General features: G+C 62.7%; 21 protein-coding genes and 1 pseudogene. 15 read left to right on the forward strand and 7 right to left on the reverse strand.

Annotation, left to right across the window (positions count from 1 at the left end):
- Positions 1-14 precede the first annotated feature (14 nt).
- The 8 genes and pseudogenes from PspR32_RS03995 to PspR32_RS04025 all read left to right on the forward strand — a co-directional run bounded on the left by PspR32_RS03995 (position 15) and on the right by PspR32_RS04025 (position 9,137).
- The gene (locus PspR32_RS03995) at positions 15-2,213 is read left to right on the forward strand and encodes a DUF1631 domain-containing protein (RefSeq protein WP_159388115.1); all 2,199 of its coding nucleotides are present in this window, start codon (positions 15-17) and stop codon (positions 2,211-2,213) included.
- A 79-nt stretch (positions 2,214-2,292) separates the two neighbouring features.
- The gene (gene ampD, locus PspR32_RS04000) at positions 2,293-2,859 is read left to right on the forward strand and encodes a 1,6-anhydro-N-acetylmuramyl-L-alanine amidase AmpD (RefSeq protein WP_010223545.1); all 567 of its coding nucleotides are present in this window, start codon (positions 2,293-2,295) and stop codon (positions 2,857-2,859) included.
- Complete coding sequence (gene ampE, locus PspR32_RS04005; protein ID WP_010223544.1) at positions 2,856-3,689, forward strand: regulatory signaling modulator protein AmpE; 834 nt, start codon at positions 2,856-2,858, stop codon at positions 3,687-3,689. Before ampD ends, ampE begins: the two co-directional genes overlap by 4 nt.
- 1,186 nt (positions 3,690-4,875) lie before the next feature.
- Positions 4,876-5,082: pseudogene (locus PspR32_RS26610) on the forward strand (HAMP domain-containing protein); the annotation flags it as partial.
- Between the two features lie 150 nt (positions 5,083-5,232).
- Positions 5,233-5,937: a methyl-accepting chemotaxis protein gene (locus tag PspR32_RS26615; protein WP_374045997.1), complete on the forward strand. Its 705-nt coding sequence runs from the start codon at positions 5,233-5,235 to the stop codon at positions 5,935-5,937.
- 171 nt (positions 5,938-6,108) lie between these two features.
- Positions 6,109-7,308 carry an enoyl-ACP reductase FabV gene (gene fabV, locus PspR32_RS04015; protein WP_010223542.1) on the forward strand — a complete coding sequence of 400 codons (1,200 nt, stop codon included), beginning with the start codon at positions 6,109-6,111 and terminating at the stop codon, positions 7,306-7,308.
- 179 nt (positions 7,309-7,487) lie between these two features.
- Positions 7,488-8,174, forward strand: coding sequence for a GNAT family N-acetyltransferase (locus PspR32_RS04020; protein ID WP_159388117.1), 687 nt, complete (start codon positions 7,488-7,490; stop codon positions 8,172-8,174).
- Positions 8,175-8,183: 9 nt separating this feature from the next.
- Positions 8,184-9,137, forward strand: coding sequence for an alpha/beta hydrolase family protein (locus tag PspR32_RS04025; protein ID WP_010223540.1), 954 nt, complete (start codon positions 8,184-8,186; stop codon positions 9,135-9,137).
- Here PspR32_RS04025 and PspR32_RS04030 read toward each other — a convergent pair.
- From PspR32_RS04030 to PspR32_RS04045, 4 genes are read right to left on the reverse strand one after another with little or no spacing between them, the layout of a single operon-like run.
- Positions 9,121-9,462, reverse strand: a complete 342-nt coding sequence (locus PspR32_RS04030) for a HopJ type III effector protein (protein WP_010223539.1) — start codon at positions 9,460-9,462, stop codon at positions 9,121-9,123. The genes PspR32_RS04025 and PspR32_RS04030 overlap by 17 nt on opposite strands.
- The gene (locus PspR32_RS04035) at positions 9,455-9,751 is read right to left on the reverse strand and encodes a DUF1244 domain-containing protein (protein WP_010223538.1); all 297 of its coding nucleotides are present in this window, start codon (positions 9,749-9,751) and stop codon (positions 9,455-9,457) included. Before PspR32_RS04035 ends, PspR32_RS04030 begins: the two co-directional genes overlap by 8 nt.
- Before the next feature lie 24 nt (positions 9,752-9,775).
- Positions 9,776-10,474, reverse strand: a complete 699-nt coding sequence (folM, locus tag PspR32_RS04040; protein WP_010223537.1) for a dihydromonapterin reductase — start codon at positions 10,472-10,474, stop codon at positions 9,776-9,778.
- 55 nt (positions 10,475-10,529) lie between these two features.
- Positions 10,530-11,099 carry an antibiotic biosynthesis monooxygenase gene (locus PspR32_RS04045; protein ID WP_159388118.1) on the reverse strand — a complete coding sequence of 190 codons (570 nt, stop codon included), beginning with the start codon at positions 11,097-11,099 and terminating at the stop codon, positions 10,530-10,532.
- A 238-nt stretch (positions 11,100-11,337) separates the two neighbouring features.
- On the opposite strand from PspR32_RS04045, the gene PspR32_RS04050 reads away from it, so the two are divergent.
- Positions 11,338-12,288 carry a MerR family transcriptional regulator gene (locus PspR32_RS04050; protein ID WP_010223535.1) on the forward strand — a complete coding sequence of 317 codons (951 nt, stop codon included), beginning with the start codon at positions 11,338-11,340 and terminating at the stop codon, positions 12,286-12,288.
- Here PspR32_RS04050 and PspR32_RS04055 read toward each other — a convergent pair.
- Both PspR32_RS04055 and PspR32_RS04060 read right to left on the reverse strand, forming a co-directional pair.
- On the reverse strand, positions 12,285-12,890 hold the full coding sequence (locus PspR32_RS04055) for a hypothetical protein (RefSeq protein WP_010223534.1): 606 nt from the start codon (positions 12,888-12,890) through the stop codon (positions 12,285-12,287). The genes PspR32_RS04050 and PspR32_RS04055 overlap by 4 nt on opposite strands.
- Before the next feature lie 68 nt (positions 12,891-12,958).
- A complete protein-coding gene (locus PspR32_RS04060; RefSeq protein WP_010223533.1) occupies positions 12,959-13,420 on the reverse strand; it encodes a PAS domain S-box protein in 462 nt (153 codons plus the stop codon).
- A gap of 142 nt (positions 13,421-13,562) precedes the next feature.
- Between PspR32_RS04060 and PspR32_RS04065 the strand changes: the two genes are divergently transcribed.
- The gene (locus PspR32_RS04065; RefSeq protein ID WP_036993873.1) at positions 13,563-14,018 is read left to right on the forward strand and encodes a flavodoxin; all 456 of its coding nucleotides are present in this window, start codon (positions 13,563-13,565) and stop codon (positions 14,016-14,018) included.
- Here the strand turns inward: PspR32_RS04065 and PspR32_RS04070 are convergent, their stop codons facing one another.
- Complete coding sequence (locus PspR32_RS04070) at positions 14,019-14,906, reverse strand: LysR family transcriptional regulator (RefSeq protein WP_010223531.1); 888 nt, start codon at positions 14,904-14,906, stop codon at positions 14,019-14,021.
- A gap of 96 nt (positions 14,907-15,002) precedes the next feature.
- On the opposite strand from PspR32_RS04070, the gene PspR32_RS04075 reads away from it, so the two are divergent.
- The 5 genes from PspR32_RS04075 to PspR32_RS04095 all read left to right on the forward strand — a co-directional run bounded on the left by PspR32_RS04075 (position 15,003) and on the right by PspR32_RS04095 (position 18,625).
- The gene (locus PspR32_RS04075; protein WP_010223530.1) at positions 15,003-15,389 is read left to right on the forward strand and encodes a CidA/LrgA family protein; all 387 of its coding nucleotides are present in this window, start codon (positions 15,003-15,005) and stop codon (positions 15,387-15,389) included.
- Complete coding sequence (locus tag PspR32_RS04080) at positions 15,379-16,065, forward strand: LrgB family protein (RefSeq protein WP_010223529.1); 687 nt, start codon at positions 15,379-15,381, stop codon at positions 16,063-16,065. Before PspR32_RS04075 ends, PspR32_RS04080 begins: the two co-directional genes overlap by 11 nt.
- A gap of 187 nt (positions 16,066-16,252) precedes the next feature.
- Positions 16,253-17,158 carry an alpha/beta fold hydrolase gene (locus tag PspR32_RS04085; protein WP_010223528.1) on the forward strand — a complete coding sequence of 302 codons (906 nt, stop codon included), beginning with the start codon at positions 16,253-16,255 and terminating at the stop codon, positions 17,156-17,158.
- 123 nt (positions 17,159-17,281) lie between these two features.
- Positions 17,282-18,196: an SDR family oxidoreductase gene (locus tag PspR32_RS04090; RefSeq protein WP_159388119.1), complete on the forward strand. Its 915-nt coding sequence runs from the start codon at positions 17,282-17,284 to the stop codon at positions 18,194-18,196.
- Between the two features lie 75 nt (positions 18,197-18,271).
- The gene (locus tag PspR32_RS04095) at positions 18,272-18,625 is read left to right on the forward strand and encodes a hypothetical protein (protein WP_010223526.1); all 354 of its coding nucleotides are present in this window, start codon (positions 18,272-18,274) and stop codon (positions 18,623-18,625) included.
- Positions 18,626-18,766: the final 141 nt, after the last annotated feature.

Below are 18,766 nucleotides of genomic sequence, written 5' to 3' on the forward strand. Positions count from 1 at the left end.
GCAAGGAGACCAGGATGCACAACGACGGGAAGGTGGTGCCGATCAAGGCCATCACCGAACAGGCGCACAATGCGCCCCTCGCTCGTCTGCCGGTGGTGCTTCTTCAGGTCCGTGACAAGGCCGCGCTGCAGCTGCGCCAAAGCCTGCAGGCGCTATTCGACAACGCTGACGATACGCTGTTCGAGATGGCCGACAAGGCCGCCAACAATGTTGAACAGAACATCCTTTTCGAAGCCATGCGCGACCTGCGCCTCAAGCGCAAGAACATCGAGCGCGGCTATCTCGACCACTTCTATGAAGCCTTCGTGCAGATCGGTCAGTCCGATGCACTGCCGGCCCTGCGTAGCGATGCCTGCGAGCGCCTGACCCTGGTGGCCAACGATGAGCTGGAGCGCAACATGGCCCTGGATGCCATGGTCGCGCGGGTACTGGCGCGCGACGGCATCGCCCTGAACCAGTTGACCTTGCGCTTCGGCGCCCTGGTGGGCCAGACGCTGGACGATGCGCGCAACCCGCTGGGCCCGGCGATGCTCTGTGATTATTTTTTGCGCGCCGGGCGCAGCCTGGGAGTGGGGATCAAGGTCAAACTGATCATTCTCAAGCTGTTCGAGCGTTATGTGCTGCAGGATGCCGACCCGTTGTACGGCGAAGCCAACCAGTTGTTGATCGCCACCGGGGTGCTGCCCGAGCTCAAGGCCGTGCCGCGACGCCGGGCTCGGGAGCGGCCACTGGCCGAATGCGAGCCGTCGGCCAGCCAGGGCGACAGCAAACCGCACAGCAACCCGCTGGATGCCAACGGCCAGGCGGTGTTCGCCTCGCTGCAGGCCTTGCTCTCGCCGGTACGCGGGCGTGTTGCCCCGCGCCTTGAGGCCTGCGAGCAGGTGCAGGCGATCAGCACCCGTGACCTGTTGCGCCTGCTCTCGCACCTGCAGCACTACGTGCCGCCTACCTCTGAGAGTGACGATTTCGACCTGCACCAACAGCTGCAACAACTGCTGACCCGGGTCAGCGTCAAAAGCGGCACCTACCGCAAGATCGAGGTGGTCGACGAGGATGTCATCAACCTCATTGCCATGCTCTTCGAGTTCATCCTTGGCGATCGCAACCTGCCGCACTCGCTGCGAGCCCTGATTGGTCGCCTGCAGATCCCGATGCTCAAGGTGGCGGTGCTCGACAAGAGCTTCTTCAGCCGCAGCAACCACCCGGCCCGGCGCTTGCTCAACGAGATTGCCACGGCGGCCATGGGTTGGGGAGCCAGCGATGATTGCCAGCGCGACAGCCTGTACCTGCGGGTGGAAAAAATCGTTCAGCGCCTGCTCAGCGACTTTGTCGATGACCCGGCGATCTTCTCTGAACTGCTCGCTGAGTTTATTGCCTTCAGCAGTGACGAGCGACGCCGCAATGAGTTGCTTGAGCAGCGCACCCGCGATGCGGAAGAAGGCCGCGCACGTACCGCACTGGCGCGTCAGCGGGTGCAGCAGGAATTCAATCAGCGCCTGCTTGGCCGTTCGTTGCCGCGGGTGGTGGTGCGCTTTCTCGAACAGGCCTGGAGTCAGGTGCTGTTGCTCGCCTGTCTCAAACACGGCGACACCTCTCGCCAATGGCTTGAAGCGCTGGAAACCATGGATGAACTGATCTGGAGCGTGCAGCCGCACAGTGACGAGCAGGCACGCCTGCGCCTGCTGGAACTGGTGCCGGGGCTACTCAAGGCGTTGCGCGATGGCCTCGCCGGCGCCGCGTTCGATCCCTTTGCCACCAGCGAGTTCTTCGCCCAGCTCGAAACCCTGCATGTGCAGCTGTTCGATACCGCGGTGGAGGGCGGGCGCGTTATCCCTGTCAATGCCAGCGAACGGGTGCTGGTGCTCGATGAAATCGTCTTGCGTGCCCCCGAAGGCGGTGAGTCGGAAGCTTCCCTGGTGCGCCTGGCCGATGACGACCCGGCGTTGTTGCAGGTCGAGCGTCTGCGTATTGGCGCCTGGGTCGAGTTGATCGGCGACGATGAAGTGCAGCGCTGCAAGCTGATTGCCCAGATCGACAGCACCGACCGTTTCATTTTCGTCAACCGTACCGGGCTCAAAGTCCGCGAATGGTCGCGCATGGCCCTGGCCGTGGCCTTGCGCCGCGGCCATGTACGCTTGCTGGACGACACCCTGTTGTTCGACCGGGCACTGGACTCGGTGCTCAGCCAGTTGCGCCAGGCGCAGGCACGCTAGATTCCTACGCGTTTTAACGATGCAACTATAGCCACCACGGGGCATACTGAGCCGGTGCCCCCGTGTCTCAGGATTTTCTATGCAACTGGACCGCGCTACTGGCTGGTTCGCCGGCGTCTGCCATTGTCCTTCGCCCAATTGCAATGCCCGCGCCGAAGGCGAAGTCATCTCCCTGCTGGTTATCCACAACATCAGCCTGCCGCCGGCGCAATTTGGTACCGGTAAGGTCCAGGAGTTCTTCCAGAACCGGCTGGATGCCAGCGAGCACCCCTATTTCGAAGGCATCAAGCACCTGCGCGTGTCGGCGCATTTCCTCATCGAACGTGACGGCAAGGTCACGCAGTTTGTCTCCTGTCTGGAGCGTGCCTGGCATGCCGGGGTGTCCTGTTTCGAGGGGCGCGAGGCGTGCAACGACTTTTCCATCGGCATCGAGCTTGAAGGCACTGACGAGCTGCCCTTCACCGATGCCCAGTACCAGGCACTGCAAGCATTGACCCGGCAGATCCAGGACGCCTGGCCGGCCATTGGCACTGAACGGATTCAGGGCCACAGCGACATTGCTCCGGGACGCAAGACCGACCCCGGTGGCGCTTTTGACTGGCTGCGCTACCGCGCAAGCCTCAAGGACAAGGAGGACGAAGCATGAGTTTTCTGGTGTTGTTGCTGGTGTTGTGGTTCGAGAAGTTCTCGGCCCTGCGCCAGCGTCTGCAACGCGACGGTTTTTATGTCACCGAACTTACCCGCCTGGAGCGTGACGGCAGGCGCCATCCCTGGTGGGTGCTGACCATCCTGGTGTTGCTGCCGGTGGCCTTGCTGGCCTTGCTGCTGCACGTGCTGGAGCCGGTGGCCTATGGCTTGCTGGCCTTGCCGGTGCACCTGCTGGTGCTGATCTACAGCCTCGGCCGGGGCGACATCAAGGCCGCCCAAGGGCCGTTTCGCGATGCCTGGCGGCGCGGTGACGAGCAAGCAGCGGTGCATGTCGCCGAGCGCGACCTGGGTTTGACCGCCGACAATGCCCAGGCCCTGCTGGAGCGGGTGCAGGGCAACCTGTTGTGGCAGGCCTACCAGAGCTTTTTTGCGGTGATTTTCTGGTACTTCCTCCTCGGCCCGGCCGCAGCCCTGGCGTATCGGCTGCTGGCACTGACCGCCGAGCATGGGCGTACCCCTGTGCTGCGTGACCATGCCTTGCAACTGCGCCACGCCTTTGACTGGGCGCCGGTGCGCGTGCTGGGCGTCAGCTTCGCCCTGGTCGGCAACTTCGTTGCAGTCAGCCGGGTGATGTTGCACGAACTGCTGAACTGGCACATCAGCGCGGCCGGCTTGATCGACTCGGTCGGCCGCGTCGCCGCTGAACTGCCCGGCAACGCGTCGGCAGGCCCCGATGGCCTGCTCGGCCTCGACAACCTGTGGGAGCTGCTGCTGCGCTCGGCAGTGCTCTGGTACGCCTGTTTCGCCCTGTGGACCGTACTCGGCTAAAGCCCATCGCGGAGCGGCCGTTGGTCGCTCCGCTGCCGGTTAACCTTAAGTTACAAACCCCCGATCCGATATGCGCTATACAGGTGTTGCTGAATACGTTCGGTGGCCTTGTGCCACTGTGGGGGCGCAAACCGCAATCGCGGGGCAAGCCCGCTCCTGCAGAGGATGGTGCAAAGGCAGGAACCGTAAAAACAATAAGAATCGGAGGGCACCACCCTTGAAGAGCCTGTTGTATCCGGCCATCGCGCTGATGAACCGCCTGAGCTTCGGGATGAAGTTCAGCCTGATCAGTATTCTGTTTTTCCTGCCCATGCTGGTCACCAACTACTACCTGGTCCGCGATTCCTATGCGCAGTTCCATGCCACCCGCACCGAACTGCAGAGCCTGGAACTGCTCGGCAGCAGCCTGGCCTTGCGCGGTGACGTGGAAACCCTCGGCAACCTGGTGCAGATCAACGCCGTGCTCGGTCAGTCGGGCAAGGCCGAGGATGTCGAGGCGCAGATCGCCAGCGTCGAGCAACAGGTGCAGAGCCGCTTGTCCGGCTTGATTGCAGTGAGCGGTGACGAGGCCCAGGCCAAGGCTTTCGATGGCAAGCGCGCCGAGATGCTCGAGACGCTCAAAACCGCCCAAAGCGAGACCTCGCTGTTGAGCAAGGTGGCGCTGTTCGACAAGCTGCTGGGCCAGGCCCAGGTACTGAGCAAGGTGATTGCCAGCCAGGCCGGGCTCAGCCAGGACAGCGACTCGGCGATCCGCCAGCTGAGCGAACTGATGACCACGGTGACCCCGCAAGTTACCCAGACGCTCGGCGAAGGGCGGGCCATCGGCTCGTATTCACTAGGCCAGGGCTTTGTCAATTCGGCCTCCAGCGCGCGCTTCGATGACCTGTTGTTGAAACTGGAAAAACTCGGCGCCGACTATGCCATCCGCCTGGATGAGGCGCTTGCCACCGAGCCCGGCGCCCAGGCCAGGCTTGGCAGCCTGGGCAACAGCAGCCAGGCGTCGCTCAAGCAGGCCAGCGAGCTGATCGAAGAACAGGTCGTGGTGGCCGACACCCTCGATGCACCGTGGCCGGGGTTCTACAAGCAGATTAGCGGCTTGATGGAGCAGACCTACACGCTCAATACCGCCATTGGCGAGTTTCTCGGCCAGCAGCTCGAGCAGCGTCTGGCCGAGCACCGGTTGCACATGATTTTGCTGGTGTCGGCGCTGGCGGCCGTATTCCTGCTGATCGTCTACCTCTATAGCGGCTTTTACGCCTCGACCCGCAATACCCTGAAAAGCCTCGGTGCGGTGATGGACAAGGTTGCCGCCGGCGACATGACGGCGAATTTCCAGGCCAGCAGCCGCGATGAACTGGGTGAGTTGGGCCAGGTGTTCAACGGTACGGTGCGGCGCATCCATGACCTGATCGAGCAGGTCGGCCATACCGTCGCCGAGGTCGAGCGCCAGGCCGAGCAGGTGCATGCGGTATCGGCGCGCAGCAACCAGGCGGTCAGTGGCCAGCGCGGGCAGATCGAGCAGGTGGCCACGGCCATGAACCAGATGTCGGCAACTGCCCAGGAGGTGGCACGCAGCGCTGCGGCGGCAGTCAGCAGCGCCCATAGCGTCAACCAGGAAACCGTCAGCGGGCGTGGCCTGGTGGAAACCCAGCAAGGCAATATCGCCCGCCTGGCCGGCGAGATCGATCAGTCGGTGGCGGTGATCAACCAGCTGGCCAGCGACAGCCAGGCCATCAGCCGGGTGCTGGAGGTGATCAAGAGCATCGCCGAGCAGACCAACCTGCTGGCCCTCAATGCCGCCATCGAGGCGGCCCGGGCGGGCGAGCAGGGCCGCGGTTTTGCCGTGGTTGCCGATGAGGTGCGCACCCTGGCCAAGCGCACCCAGCAGTCCACCGAAGAGATCGAGCAGATGATCTCGCGCCTGCAGGGTGGGGTAGGGGCCGCAGTCAAGGCCATGGACAGCAGCCATCAGATGGCTTCGGGCACGGTTGGCGAATCGCAGCAGGTGCAGCAGGCGCTGGAGAACATCCTTGGCGCCATTGGCAGCATCGTCGACCAGAACCAGCAGATCGCTGCGGCGGTGGAGCAGCAGACGGCGGTGGCCCACGACATCGACCAGAACATCGTCGAGATCAACCGGGCGGCGGAAAACACCACCCAGGGCGCGCACCAGACCGAGGACGCCAGCCGCCAGCTGTCGACCCAGGTGCTGGAACTCAAGCGCCTGATCGGTGCGTTCCGGGTCTGAGATCAGCGGTTGCTGAAGTTTTCCACGCTGTGACAAAGTAGCGCCCTGAAGGATTCCAGGGGGCCGGATGTGTCGGCAACGCTGCGGGTGTAGTCTCACCCTCACAGCACACGGAACCTCGAGTCCAAGCGATTCGGCTCCCTCAGCAAATTCACTGACGAGGTACAGACATTGGCCATTATCCATCCCAAAGTCCGCGGTTTTATCTGCACCACTACGCACCCGACCGGTTGCGAGCTGAACGTACGTGATCAGATCGAAGCCACCCGCAAGCAGGGCGTGCGCGAGGATGGTCCGAAAAAGGTCCTGGTGATCGGTGCTTCCAGCGGTTACGGCCTGGCGGCGCGCATCACCGCCGCCTTCGGCTTCAAGGCCGATACCCTGGGCGTGTTCTTTGAAAAGCCGGGCACCGAGACCAAGGCCGGTACTGCGGGCTGGTACAACGCTGCCGCTTTCGACAAGTTCGCCAAGGCCGAAGGCCTGTACAGCAAGTCGATCAACGGCGACGCCTTCTCTGACGAAGCGCGGGCCAAGGTCATCGAGCTGATCAAGAACGAAATGGGCGGCCAGGTCGACCTGGTGGTCTACTCCCTGGCGTCGCCGGTGCGCAAGCTGCCACAGACTGGCGAGCTGGTACGCTCGGCCCTCAAGCCAATTGGCCAGCCGTACAAGTCAACCGCCATCGACACCAACAAAGACACCATCATCGAGGCGTCCATCGAGCCTGCCAGCGAGCAGGAAATTGCCGACACCGTCACCGTCATGGGTGGTCAGGACTGGCAGCTGTGGATCGACGCCCTGGACGCCGCCGGTGTTCTGGCGCCGCAAGCGCGCACCGTGGCCTTCAGCTACATCGGCACTGAAATCACCTGGCCGATCTACTGGCACGGCGCCCTGGGCAAGGCCAAGATGGACCTGGACGAAACCGCCAAGCGCCTGGAGCAGAAGGTCGGTGGTGGCGCCAACGTCGCGGTACTGAAATCCGTGGTCACCCAGGCCAGCTCGGCCATCCCGGTGATGCCGCTGTACCTGTCGATGGTCTTCAAGATCATGAAAGAGAAGAACGTTCACGAAGGTACCCAGGATCAGCTCGACCGCCTGTTCCGTGACCGTCTGTACCGTGCTGATGGCGCGCCGGCGGCGCTGGACGAAGAAGGCCGCCTGCGTCTGGACGACTGGGAGCTGCGCGACGACGTACAGGATGCCTGCAAGGCCCTGTGGCCGCAGGTGACCACCGAGAACCTGTTCGAAATTACCGACTACGCCGGTTACAAGAAGCAGTTCCTCAACCTGTTCGGTTTCGAGCGTCAGGATGTTGACTATGACGCCGATGTGGCTACCGACGTACGGTTCGACTGCATAGAGCTGTAAGTAGCACTTGCCAAGTGTTTGTTGCTGCACCTGTTTTTAACCGGGTGCGGCAACAGTTTCAGTCTTGAAACAATTTGAAACAAGTCCGTTTCTGGCCCTTTGCTACTCCCGCGCCGCCACTGTTCTATACCACTCTCTACATGCCCTTTTAAACCGTCAAGGTTTCGACAGGAGGCACCATGAGTGGGCTACAAAAACTAAAAGAGCGGATCAGGCAAAAGGGTCTGCAAAAAGTCCTTAAAACCCTCTATGAGCGTTACATCTTCTTCCATTGGGAGTTGCTGTGGATGGAACGCGACCTGGTCAGCCCGGTACCGCCGCACAACCTGCGCGACCATCCTGCGGTACGCCTGGTGGACATTACCGCGGAAAACGCCGATGCCTTCGCCCGCTATTTTGGCGACCGCGTGCAGACCATGCGCGAGCTGGCCGCCGAAGGCCATACCGGGCACATGTACCTGGATGAACAAGGCGATGCCGTAGGGTTCATCTTTGCCAGCATGCGCGACTATCACGACCGTCATTATTACGGCTGCACCTTCCCGGTGAAGCCCGGTGAGTTCTTTGAATTCGGCGGCGAAATGACCCGCGCCTACTTTGGCACTCGTTTGTCGGCAGATGCCCAGGTCAGCCTGTGGGAGACCATGCGCGCCAAGGGTTGCCGCACAGTGGTGGATGTCTGTGAAACCCACAATATCCCGGCGCTCAAGATGCATTTGCGCATGGGTTATCAAGAGCAGGGCCGGGTGACGCACGTGTATGGGGTGTTCGGGCGCTGGCGCCTGTTCCGCGAAACCCGCTACGATGGCTCGCGACTGAGCGACTTGCGCAAGGTCCCTGCACCGCAGGTAGCGGCTTCGGCGTGACAGAGGTCGATGAGCAGTCTCGAAGCATTCCCGGCTTTGCCCGTAGCCAGCAACAGCGGGCACGCCTTCCGTGAGACAACCGCCGACGGTTATTCCCTTGGCGGTTTCTGTTGGCGCCACCAGGTGCCGGCCCCCACGCGCCCGTTGGTGATCATCAACGCCGCCACCTCGGTGCGCTGCAGCTATTACGCCCGCTTTGCCCAGTACCTGTTTGCCCATGGTTTCGACGTCATCACCTATGACTATCGCGGCATCGGTGAGTCGCGCCCGGCCTCCATGCGCCACTTCAAAGCCTCCTGGACCGACTGGGGCGCGCTGGATTTCGAAGCCATGTTGCAACGCGCCCGGCGCGAGTTTCCTGGCCAGCCTGTCGATGTGGTCGGTCACAGTTTTGGTGGCTGTGCAGCGGGGTTGGCGCCGTCGGCCGATCAACTGCGCCGGTTGGTGACGGTCGGCGCTCAGTTTGCCTACTGGCGCGATTATGCCGCTGACAGCCGCTGGCAACTGTTCGGCAAATGGCATGTGCTGATGCCGCTGCTGACCCGGGTATTCGGTTACTTTCCCGGCAAGCGCCTGGGGTGGCTGGAAGATACCCCGGCCGGGGTGGTGCAGGACTGGAGCACGCGCACTGCAAGCTATGAGCATCGCCCTAGCGGGCGGGCGCTGAATGGGCTGAATGGATTGCCGTTCGCCCGGGTCAAGGCGCAAACCCTGGCCATCAGCCTGACCGACGACCCGTTCGGCACGGTTGCTGCCATCGAGCGTTTACTGGGGTACTTCCAGGCCAGTGAGCGCAGTCACCTGCGCATTGCCCCAGGTGATATCGCCGAGAACCGTATCGGTCATTTCGCCTTTTTCCACAGCCGCTTCCAGCCCAGGCTGTGGCCAATTGCCCTGCACTGGCTGCGCCACGGGCAATTGGCCGAAGGCACGCCGGGGCGTTTGATCAGGCCAGGCGCTTGAGCGGCTGCTCGGCGAACTTGACCGCAGCCAGGCCGTGTTCGATCAGCGCGCGGATGTTGCCGTGGTCGCTGCCTTGCGGGGTGGCCTGCACCGAGCGGTAGTGCTCGCCGAACGCCAGCAGGGCTTCTTCATCGCTCAGGCCTTCGAGCAGGGCCAGGCCCAGGGTCTTGCACGAACCTTCGTTCTGCCCGGCAGCATTCTCTACGCCGCCATTGTTGAAGGCTTGTGGCTGATAGGTGTAGTGCTCGGCGATGAAGGCCAGGGTGTCGGCGAAGACGTGCTCGCCGGATTTCAGGCTGGCGCGCAGGGTGTTCAGATCAGTCATGGGGCTTTCCTTTGGCGAACGCCGCTTGTTGTTCGGCGCTGGCTTCTTGCTGGTAAAGGGATTTCCATTCGGCGTAAGGCATGCCGTAGACCACTTCACGGGCTTCATCCATGCTCAGCTCGATCTGTTTTTCGTCGGCGGCGGCCTTGTACCATTTGGACAGGCAGTTGCGGCAGAAGCCGGCAAGGTTCATCAGGTCGATGTTCTGCACGTCCTTGCGGCTGTCCAGGTGGGCAACCAGGCGGCGGAAGGCGGCGGCTTCGAGTTCTAGCTTCTGTTGATCGTTCATGGACGTTCTCGTGTCAGCGGTAGGTCAGTCTACCGCGAGGCGGTTTTTCAGGTGACGGCCACCGTTGATGACCAGATTGCTGCCGGTGCTGTACTGGCTGTCGAGCAAGAAGCGCACGGCATCGATCAACGGCTGGGCGCCGGGTTCGAATTCCAGCAGGGCCTTTTTCAGGGTTTGCTGGCGGTAGGCCTCGTCGCTGTTTGCCTTGAGGATCAGCAAGCCCGGCAGAATCGCGTTGACGCGGATGTTCGGCGCGTACTTGGCGGCAAACGACAGCACCATGTTCTGCAATGCAGCCTTGGTGGCGGCATAGCCGATATGGCTGCCGCTGCCGCGTGAGGAGGTCTCGTCGCAGATATGGATGATGTCGGCCTTGTCCACCTTGGCCAGTTGGGCGCCCAGGGCCAGGTTCAGGTGATAGGGCGCCTCGACGTGCAGCTTGAACATGGTGTTGAGGTTGGCCAGGTCATCGTCGAGCCACAACGAGGCGTTGTGGACGATGGCGCGCAAGCCGTCGTAGTGGCCTTGCAGGTGCTCGATCAGGGCCAGGCGATCGTCTTCCCGGCACAGGTCGGCCTGGAACTGGACGATGTTCGGGTGTGCGGCCTCGGGGTTTTTGCTGCGGCTGGCGCTGACCACGGTATGGCCGGCCTGCGCCAGGTTCAGGGCCAGCGCCAGCCCGACTCGCTGGCTGGCTCCGGTGACAAGAATTGGGCTGTTCATGGTGGGGGCGGTCAACTTTTACTGGTTCGCTTGGATAACCCCCAGCATACCCGAACTAGGCGGGATTGCGCGCGCCCTGCGGTCTCGGGCGGGCAGGGCTGGCGTTCAGCCAGTTGGCCAGCAGGCGGGTCGACAGTGGAATGAAGAAGTACACCATCAACGGTGTCAGGCCCAAGGTGCTGAGCAGGATGCGCGGCACCAGGTCCAGCGCGCCCAGCCAGTGGCCGAACAGCAGATTGAACAGCAGCGATACCGGAAAGAATGCCAGCCAGATCGCCACCGCCTGCTTCCAGCGCGGCGGGCGCTGTACCGGGTTGTTGCCGAACCAGCCTTCCAGGCCGCTGGCCCGCTGTTCCGACGGCTCGGCGAACAGGCCATTGCCACGGGCCAGCCAGGCCTTGCGCGAGGCCGAATGCTCCCAGGCGTGCATGGTCTGCTCGTTGGCGAAGCGGAAGATGATCTGGAACTCATCGCCTTGCGGCGGCGGGGCGAGCACGCCCGAGCCCAGGTAGCCGGGAAAGTCGGTGGCCAGCTGTTCGCCTTCGTGCAACCAGGCCATCAGGTCCTGGTAGCGACCATCGGCGACGCGGCGGGTAACCATCAGGGTTACGGGTGGGGTAGACATGGTATATCTCCTGGCAACTGGGCGTGGCCGGTAGGCCTGCCCCTTGAACGCCGCCCGGGGTGTTGGACGGTATTCGCTTCTTTGCAAGAATCGATGCAAGAATCGGGCGCGGATTATTCCCTAAATCGGCTGACTCGTCAGTGCTGGCGGTCGCCGACCTGATAGAAATGCCAATGGTCGCGCTTGCAGCAGCCGGAGTAGAATGGCTGTTGGCCCATAAACCCGCGGTTTCCTGGCAATGATCGAACCTGACCAGCCTTCATTGAGTACTCATCAGCTCGACCACGAAGAACTGTTCCCGATCCGCGAAGTGTCCCGCCTGACCGGTATCAACCCGGTCACCCTGCGTGCCTGGGAGCGCCGATATGGGCTGATTCAGCCCACGCGCACCGAAAGTGGGCACCGTTTGTACTCACAAGCCGATATCGACGAGGTGCGCAGCATCCTCGGCTGGATCGAACGCGGTGTGGCTGTCAGCAAAGTCGGGCGCATCCTCGCCAAAAGCCAGAACCTCAAGGCCGAAAGCCAGCCGCAGCGCAGCGACGAATCCCTGGCCGACTTCAATCAATGGCAGGCGCACGTGCGCCAGGCCGTCAGGGCGTTCGACGAGCGTCGTCTGGAGCAACTGTACGGTCAGGTGTTCAGCAGTTATCCACAGCTGGTGGTGTTCCAGGACATCCTCATGCCGGTCTGGCAGGCGCTGCGCAGCACCCACGAGGCCTTTGGCCAGGCCAGCGAATGGCTGTTTCTCGACAACTTTTTGCGCGGGCGGGTGTTGCAGCGTTTGCAGCTGGCCCGTGAGCAGCAGGAAGTACGCGTGGTGCTGGCGGCAATTCCCGGCCAATGCCGCGAGCTGGAGTTGCTGGTGGCAGCGCTATTGCTCGGCACCAGTGAAATTGCCATCAGCGTGCTCGGCCTTGGCCAGCCATTGGAAGAGTTGAGCCTGGTCTGCGAGCGCATGACGCCTCATGCCCTGGTGCTGTTTTCCAACCTGCCACCGACCAGTGACTTGCCCAAGCGCCTGGCGCGCCTGGCGCTGGGGCTGGAGTGCCCGTTGCTGCTGGCGGGGGAGGCCGCAGACCTGGCTCAGGACAGCCTGATCGGATCGCAGGTGGCCTGCCTGGGCAGCGACGGGCGATTGATGCGCCGGCGGCTGCAGCAATACCTGGCCGGTCACCTGGACTCTTAAGGGTGCAGTTCGGGGTGGGCGCGGCGGTGGGCCTTGAGGATGTACTCGCGTAAGCGCTCGATTTCAGCCGGCAGGCTCTGGCCCAGGTTGTAGGCGGCCAGACGATCGCCGGTGCGCCGTTGCAGGGTGCCATGCAGGGCAATGGGGGCATCGCCGTCGGGGCTGAACCAGAGCTCGAAATGCTTGGGTGGCTCGGGTTGCTCGCGCACTTCCAGCAGCACACCCTTGAAGGAGATTTCCCGCACCCACAAACCGGTGCTCAAGCCCAGTTCGTCTTCCAGGGCCACCGGCTGCTCAAGGGTCAGGCGCCAAGGGCGGACCACGGCACCTTCTTCGTAGATGTTCGGCACGCCCAGTTGCAGGTGCAGGGCGTGGAACTCGTCTTCGACCAATTGCAGCGGGAAGGTCATCTGCTGGTTGTTGAACTGTGCCTGCAGGGTCACCTGCTCGTCGGCGATCAGACGGGTCAGCAGGTTCTTGATTTCGCTGCCGCCATTGACCATCAGGCGCGACGGCGGTTCAGCCGGGTGGGGCTGGGGCGCGTGCTGCATGGAGCGGATGAAGTCCAGCTCATCCTGGGTCAGAAGGGCATCTGCTTGCATGGTCGAACTCGAAGTTGCAGTCGTGAGTGCGTTTTTTCACCGTCATGGACAACCAAACGGCGGGTTTGTTAAGACCGTTGGTCGGCTTCCAGCGCAGCGATGCGCGCACGGGCTTCAGCCAGCTGGCGCTCAAGCGCGATCACCCGCTGTTCGGCTTCGACCTGGCGGCTGACGTCTTTCTGGATACCGATGAAATACTTGCGCTTGTCGGCCTCGTTGAGCACCGGGGTGATCGACAGTTCGTTCCAGAATGCGCTGCCGTCCTTGCGGTAGTTACGCAAGATTTCCCGGCTTGGCAGGCCATCCTTGATCGCCTGGCGGATCAGTGCCCGGGCGCTTTGGTCGCGATCGTCGTTCTGCAGGAAGCGGCAGTCGCGGTAGAGGATTTCGTTGGCGTCGTAGCCGGTCAAGCGCTCGAAGGCCGGGTTCACGTAGATCAGGATGGTGTCGTCGTCGCCCTCCTGTTCGGCCACTACGATCCCGTCATTGGAGGCGTCAATCATGCGCTGCAGCAATGTGGCATTGATCATCTTGTTAGGTCCGCAAGGGCTGTAGATCGGGCATGCTGGCTGATTCTAGTAGATTGACCGTCGCTGTACAGCTGCCGAATAAGGCCTTTTGCCAGTGCCGGATGCTAGTATCCTACGTTTTTACTCAGTTTCGGAAACCTCTATGAAAGTCGCGATCCTTTCCGGTTCGGTCTACGGCACCGCCGAAGAAGTTGCTCGGCACGCCGAGAAGTTGCTCAAACAAGCAGGTTTCGAGGCCTGGCACGCGAACCGGGCCACCCTGCAGGACATCCAGGGCTTTGCCCCGCAGGCATTCCTGGCCGTGACCTCGACCACTGGCATGGGCGAGCTGCCGGACAACATCATGCCGCTGTACAGTGCCATTCGCGACGTGCTGCCCGCCGAGTGGCGTGGACTCAAGGGCGCGGTCATCGGCCTGGGCGATTCCAGCTATGGCGATACTTTCTGTGGTGGCGGCGAGCAACTGCGTGAACTGTTCGCCGAGCTGGGCCTGGAGGAAGTGCTGCCGATGCTGCGCCTGGATGCCAGCGAAACCGTTACTCCGGAAACCGACGCAGAGCCCTGGATTGCCGAGCTGGTGGAAAAACTGCGCGGCTGATCACTGCGGCTGTGGCTGCTCGCGCAGCAGCTGCAGCCAGGCCTGGGCGGCACGCGATAGGTAGGCGCCCTGGCGCCAGATAAAGGCAATGTCCCAGCGCAGGTCCGTCGGTTCGCTCAGTGACAGGCGAACCACCCCCGGCCGCTCCAGGCCACGGGCGACCACGCTGGGCAGCAGTACGACCCCTTGGCCCGCCGCCACCAGCGCGGCGAGAAAGTCGGCCTGACCACTGCGCCCGCCTTCGCGCGGGGTAAATCCCAGCTGCTGGCAGGCACTGAGCAAACGATCATTGAGCACGAAACTGCGCTGATAGAGCAGGAACGGCGTGTCGGCCAGTTGCGCCAGGCTGACCTGGCCGGCGTTCGCCAACGGGTGATCGGTGGGCAGCAGGGCGTCGAGGGGCTCGTTGCAAAACGGCTGGTAGGCAAAGGCCGGGTCGTTTGGCGTCAGGCTGCCGCCCAGTTCCAGCTCGCCGCTGAGCACGGCGTGCTCGACACTGCGGCTGCCGCCTTCAAACAGCTGGATGCTGATATTCGGGTAGCGCCGCCGGTACTCGGCGAACAACCGGGCGAACAGCGCATCGCTGCCCAGCAGCGGCAGGCCCAGGCGCAGCTCGCCGCGTGTCAGCTGGCTGAGGTCATCCAGTTCGCTGAGCAGCTCCTGGCGCAGGCGCAACATGGCTTCGCCGCGTTCCAGAACGATTTTACCGGCGGCGGTCAGGTGCAATTGCGAGCCTTGGCGCTCAAGCAGCGCAACGCCAAGATCCTGCTCCAGTTGCGCGACCTGCTTGCTCACTGCGGACTGGCTGATGTGCAAGGTCAGCGCGGCCTGGGTAAAACCGCCGCGGTGCACCACTTCGAGAAAACTGCGTAGCTGTTTGAATTCCATTCGCGCAATTCCAATCTGGAATAGCTGGCAGTCTAACAATTCGCTTTTGGCGTGGGGAGCGGGCTTTTAAAATGAAGGCCTGAGAGGACCCCCGCGATGAAACCCCCTGCGTTTAACCGATTTGTCCGCCTGCTCGCCGAGCTGGCGGTGTTGCTGGCTCTTTATAAGGTCGGTGGTGTGCTGGCCGCCTGGTTGGCCTGGCCGATTCCAGGCGGGGTCATTGGCCTGGCCCTGCTGTTGCTGTTGTTCGCCGCCGGCGTGCTCAAGCCGGCCATGTTGCAGCTGGGTGCCGGGGTACTGATGGCCGAGATGCTGTTGTTTTTCATTCCGGCGCTGATGAGCCTGCTCGATTATGGCAGCCTGTTGCGCGATGAAGGCTGGCGGATCTTGCTGGTGATCGGCGTGAGTACCTTGCTGGTAATGGTGGTTACGGCGGTAACCGTGGAGTGGGTCTGCCGCTGGAGGCTGCGCCATGACGCTTGAGCCGATGCCGCTGTTCTGGCTGCTCATCACCCTGTTGGCCTATCTGGGCAGCCGCTGGTTGTACCGGCGCACCGGGCGCTACCTGCTGTCGCCATTGATTCTGGTGCCGGCAGTGCTGTTGGCGATTGCCGTGCCGTTGCATACCGCCTACGCCGAGTATGCGCGCAATACCCATTGGCTGATGACGGTGCTGGGCCCGGTGACCGTGGCCTTTGCCGTACCGATCTGGCAACAGCGGGCCTTGCTCGCCCGCCACTGGCCGGCCCTGACCCTGGGTATGCTGATGGGCAGCGCGGCGTCGATCGGCAGCTCCTGGGGCCTGGCGCACCTGCTGGCACTGGACAGCTCGGTCAGTCTGTCGCTGGTGCCGCGCTCGATCACCACGCCCTTTGCCATGCCGCTGGCCAAGGACCTGGGCGGTGTGCCGGAGCTCACCGCCGTATTCGTGATGTTTACCGGTGTATTGGGGGCGATGTTGGGTGGCGTGCTGCTCAAGTACCTGCCGCTGCGCACGCCATTGGCCCGTGGCGCGCTGTTTGGTGTCGGCGCTCACGGAGCGGGCGTCAGCCGCGCCCATGAAGTGGGTGGCGAGGAGGGCTCGGTGGCCGGCCTGGTCATGGTCCTGACCGGTTTGCTCAACCTGTTTGCCGCGCCGTTGCTGACCTTGCTGCTGTGATTCACCACGCTATTTTGCGCGCTGACTCCCAAGGTCAATAAGCTGGCTGCCAACGCAACTCTCGGCACGGGCCTGCCTGACTAGACTGTTGAGTCAGTAGAGCACACGAATGTGCCGAGGTGATTGCAATGATCGCAGCCGATGCCTTGCCCAACACGAACAGCTACAACCTACCGGGACCACTGTGATGCCTTTGGCCGAGATTCCATTGTGCGTCTGGCGGACCCGGGGCTTGAATTTCTCCTTCCGTGGCCTGGCCATCCGCTACTGGAGCGCAGGGCAGGGCGAACCGCTCCTGCTCATCCATGGCTTTCCCACCGCCAGCTGGGACTGGCATTACCTCTGGGCCCCCCTGACCCAGCGTTTTCGGGTGATTGCCTGTGACATGCTTGGCTTTGGCGATTCGGCCAAGCCGCTGTCTCACGACTACAGCCTGCTGGAGCAGGCCGACTTGCTGCAGGCGCTGCTGGCGCACCTGCAGGTCGAGCAGCCGGTGCATTTGCTCGGGCATGACTATGGCGGCAGCGTCGCCCAGGAATTGCTCGCCCGCCACCATGAGGGCCGTGCGCAAATCGCCAGTTGCGTATTCCTCAATGGCGGCCTGTTTCCCGAGCGTCATCGGCCGCTGCTGATCCAGAAACTGCTGCTCAGCCGCCTGGGTTGGTTGGTGGGGCGTTCGTTCGGGCGAGACGACCTGGTGCGCAACGTGACCCAGATCTACGGCCCCTGCACCCATCCCAGTGAAAGCGCACTGGACGATTACTGGAGCCTTGTCGCTTCCAACCGCGGTACACGAATCCTGCACAAGCTGATCACTTACCTGCCCGAACGGGTTGCCCATCGTGAGCGCTGGGTCGGGGCGTTGCAGGCCGAAGGCGTGCCGCTGCGGCTGATCAACGGCGCGGTCGATCCGATTTCCGGCGCACACATGGTTGAGCGCTACCAGGAGCTGGTGCCCAACGCCGACACCGTGATGCTCCAGGGCATCGGCCACTATCCGCATACCGAAGCACCGGTACAGGTGCTGCGCCATTACCTGGCGTTTCGCGAGCAACCCCTGGTGAATATGCCGCAGAAGGTCGCCTGGTCCTGAGCGGCCAGGTGTGCGCAATTATCGCCCGGCCTTATCGCCTGCCATTCAGCGTCTGCCCGCTTGATTGTGTGCCAGCCAGTGCTGGCCGACACTCGGGCATCCCTCCCTTGTTCTGCTGGAGAAATGAGCATGACGATTCGCTTGGACGAAAAAGTGGTGATTGTCACCGGAGCCGGCGGTGGCCTGGGCCGCGCCCATGCCCTGCTGTTCGCCCGGCATGGCGCCAGGGTGGTGGTCAACGACCTGGGCGGCTCGACCCATGGCGAAGGCGCCAGCGTCTCGGCCGCCGACCGGGTGGTGGCGCAGATTCGCGAAGCCGGCGGCACTGCGGTTGCCAACCATGACTCGGTCACCGATGGCCAGCGCATTGTCGAACAGGCCCTGGACAGCTTCGGTCGGGTCGATGTGGTGATCAACAACGCCGGTATCCTGCGTGACAAGACCTTCCACAAGATGGAGGACAGTGACTGGGAGCAGGTTTACCAGGTGCACCTCGAAGGTGCCTACAAGGTCACCCGCGCCGCCTGGCCGCACCTGCGCGAGCAGAACTGGGGACGGGTGATCTTCACTGCCTCGACCTCGGGGATCTATGGCAACTTCGGCCAGGCCAACTATGGTGCGGCCAAGCTCGGCTTGTATGGCCTGACCCGCACCCTGGCCATCGAAGGGCGCAAGCACGGCATCCTGGTCAACGCCATTGCCCCCACCGGCGGCACGCGCATGACCGAAGGGCTGATTCCTCCGCAGGTGTTCGAACAGCTCAAGCCGGAACTGGTCAGCCCGCTGGTGGTGTACCTGGGCAGTGACGATTGCCAGGACAGCGGCGGCCTCTACGAAGTGGGCGGTGGCTGGGTCGGCAAGGTGCGCTGGGAGCGCAGCCTGGGTGTCGGTTTTGACCCGCGCGAGGGCTTTTCACCCGAAGATATTGCGGTGAACTGGCAGCAGATCGGCGACTTCGACAACGCTGTGCACCCGCAAGACAGCCTGCAAGCCTTACAGCAGATGATGGCCAATCTGCAGAAGTATCCACAGGGCTGAACCTGCCCCAAGGTTGTGGTCGTCGGCTAAAGTTGCCTATGCTGGACGGCCACCCAGGTTGCAGGAGCACAGTGGATGTACGAATCCAGAACGGATGCTGTCATCTCTACCCGACAGTTTGGCTACCGCCTGATGTGGCACGGCTTCGCAGCCTGCCTGTTGCTGATTGGCTCGATTCTGTTTGGTGTGGTCGGGCATCTGTATTTCGAGCCGCAGGTGCCTTGGCATGATGCGCTGTTCAATGCCACCTTGCTGCTCGGCGGAGTGGGGCCGGTAATCCTCCCCGAGTCCATCGGCGGCAAGTTGTTCTTCGCCGGTTACGGGCTTTATGTGGGATTGGTGTTCGTCGCCAGCATCGGCTTGATCCTGGCGCCCATCGCTCACCGATTGTTGCACCGATTTCACTTTGACGACGCCGATGGCGATTGAATCACGGGCATAAAAAAGGCCGCTGCAGTGCAGCGGCCAAGTAAGACGCAGATCAAGGAGCTTCAAAATCAACGTCGGTGAACCTGGGCTTACAGGTCGCGGGGGCGGGGTGTTCACGCCGCAAAGGCCCGGAATAGACAG

This window comes from Pseudomonas sp. R32 (assembly GCF_009866705.1).
Classification (GTDB): domain Bacteria; phylum Pseudomonadota; class Gammaproteobacteria; order Pseudomonadales; family Pseudomonadaceae; genus Aquipseudomonas; species Aquipseudomonas donghuensis.

Bases quoted from the DNA above. Each gene is read 5' to 3' on its own strand.
- PspR32_RS04090 (WP_159388119.1), top strand. From the start codon at position 17,282: ATGAGCATGACGATTCGCTTGGACGAAAAAGTGGTGATTGTCACCGGA.
- PspR32_RS04095 (WP_010223526.1), top strand. From the start codon at position 18,272: ATGTACGAATCCAGAACGGATGCTGTCATCTCTACCCGACAGTTTGGC.
- PspR32_RS04065 (WP_036993873.1), top strand. From the start codon at position 13,563: ATGAAAGTCGCGATCCTTTCCGGTTCGGTCTACGGCACCGCCGAAGAA.
- PspR32_RS04060 (WP_010223533.1), bottom strand. From the start codon at position 13,420: ATGATCAATGCCACATTGCTGCAGCGCATGATTGACGCCTCCAATGAC.
- PspR32_RS04045 (WP_159388118.1), bottom strand. From the start codon at position 11,099: ATGTCTACCCCACCCGTAACCCTGATGGTTACCCGCCGCGTCGCCGAT.
- PspR32_RS26615 (WP_374045997.1), top strand. From the start codon at position 5,233: ATGTCGGCAACTGCCCAGGAGGTGGCACGCAGCGCTGCGGCGGCAGTC.
- PspR32_RS04080 (WP_010223529.1), top strand. From the start codon at position 15,379: ATGACGCTTGAGCCGATGCCGCTGTTCTGGCTGCTCATCACCCTGTTG.
- PspR32_RS04075 (WP_010223530.1), top strand. From the start codon at position 15,003: ATGAAACCCCCTGCGTTTAACCGATTTGTCCGCCTGCTCGCCGAGCTG.
- PspR32_RS04070 (WP_010223531.1), bottom strand. From the start codon at position 14,906: ATGGAATTCAAACAGCTACGCAGTTTTCTCGAAGTGGTGCACCGCGGC.
- ampD (WP_010223545.1), top strand. From the start codon at position 2,293: ATGCAACTGGACCGCGCTACTGGCTGGTTCGCCGGCGTCTGCCATTGT.
- folM (WP_010223537.1), bottom strand. From the start codon at position 10,474: ATGAACAGCCCAATTCTTGTCACCGGAGCCAGCCAGCGAGTCGGGCTG.
- PspR32_RS04050 (WP_010223535.1), top strand. From the start codon at position 11,338: ATGATCGAACCTGACCAGCCTTCATTGAGTACTCATCAGCTCGACCAC.
- PspR32_RS04030 (WP_010223539.1), bottom strand. From the start codon at position 9,462: ATGACTGATCTGAACACCCTGCGCGCCAGCCTGAAATCCGGCGAGCAC.
- PspR32_RS03995 (WP_159388115.1), top strand. From the start codon at position 15: ATGCACAACGACGGGAAGGTGGTGCCGATCAAGGCCATCACCGAACAG.
- PspR32_RS04035 (WP_010223538.1), bottom strand. From the start codon at position 9,751: ATGAACGATCAACAGAAGCTAGAACTCGAAGCCGCCGCCTTCCGCCGC.
- PspR32_RS04020 (WP_159388117.1), top strand. From the start codon at position 7,488: ATGAGTGGGCTACAAAAACTAAAAGAGCGGATCAGGCAAAAGGGTCTG.
- PspR32_RS04025 (WP_010223540.1), top strand. From the start codon at position 8,184: ATGAGCAGTCTCGAAGCATTCCCGGCTTTGCCCGTAGCCAGCAACAGC.
- ampE (WP_010223544.1), top strand. From the start codon at position 2,856: ATGAGTTTTCTGGTGTTGTTGCTGGTGTTGTGGTTCGAGAAGTTCTCG.
- PspR32_RS04085 (WP_010223528.1), top strand. From the start codon at position 16,253: ATGCCTTTGGCCGAGATTCCATTGTGCGTCTGGCGGACCCGGGGCTTG.
- PspR32_RS04055 (WP_010223534.1), bottom strand. From the start codon at position 12,890: ATGCAAGCAGATGCCCTTCTGACCCAGGATGAGCTGGACTTCATCCGC.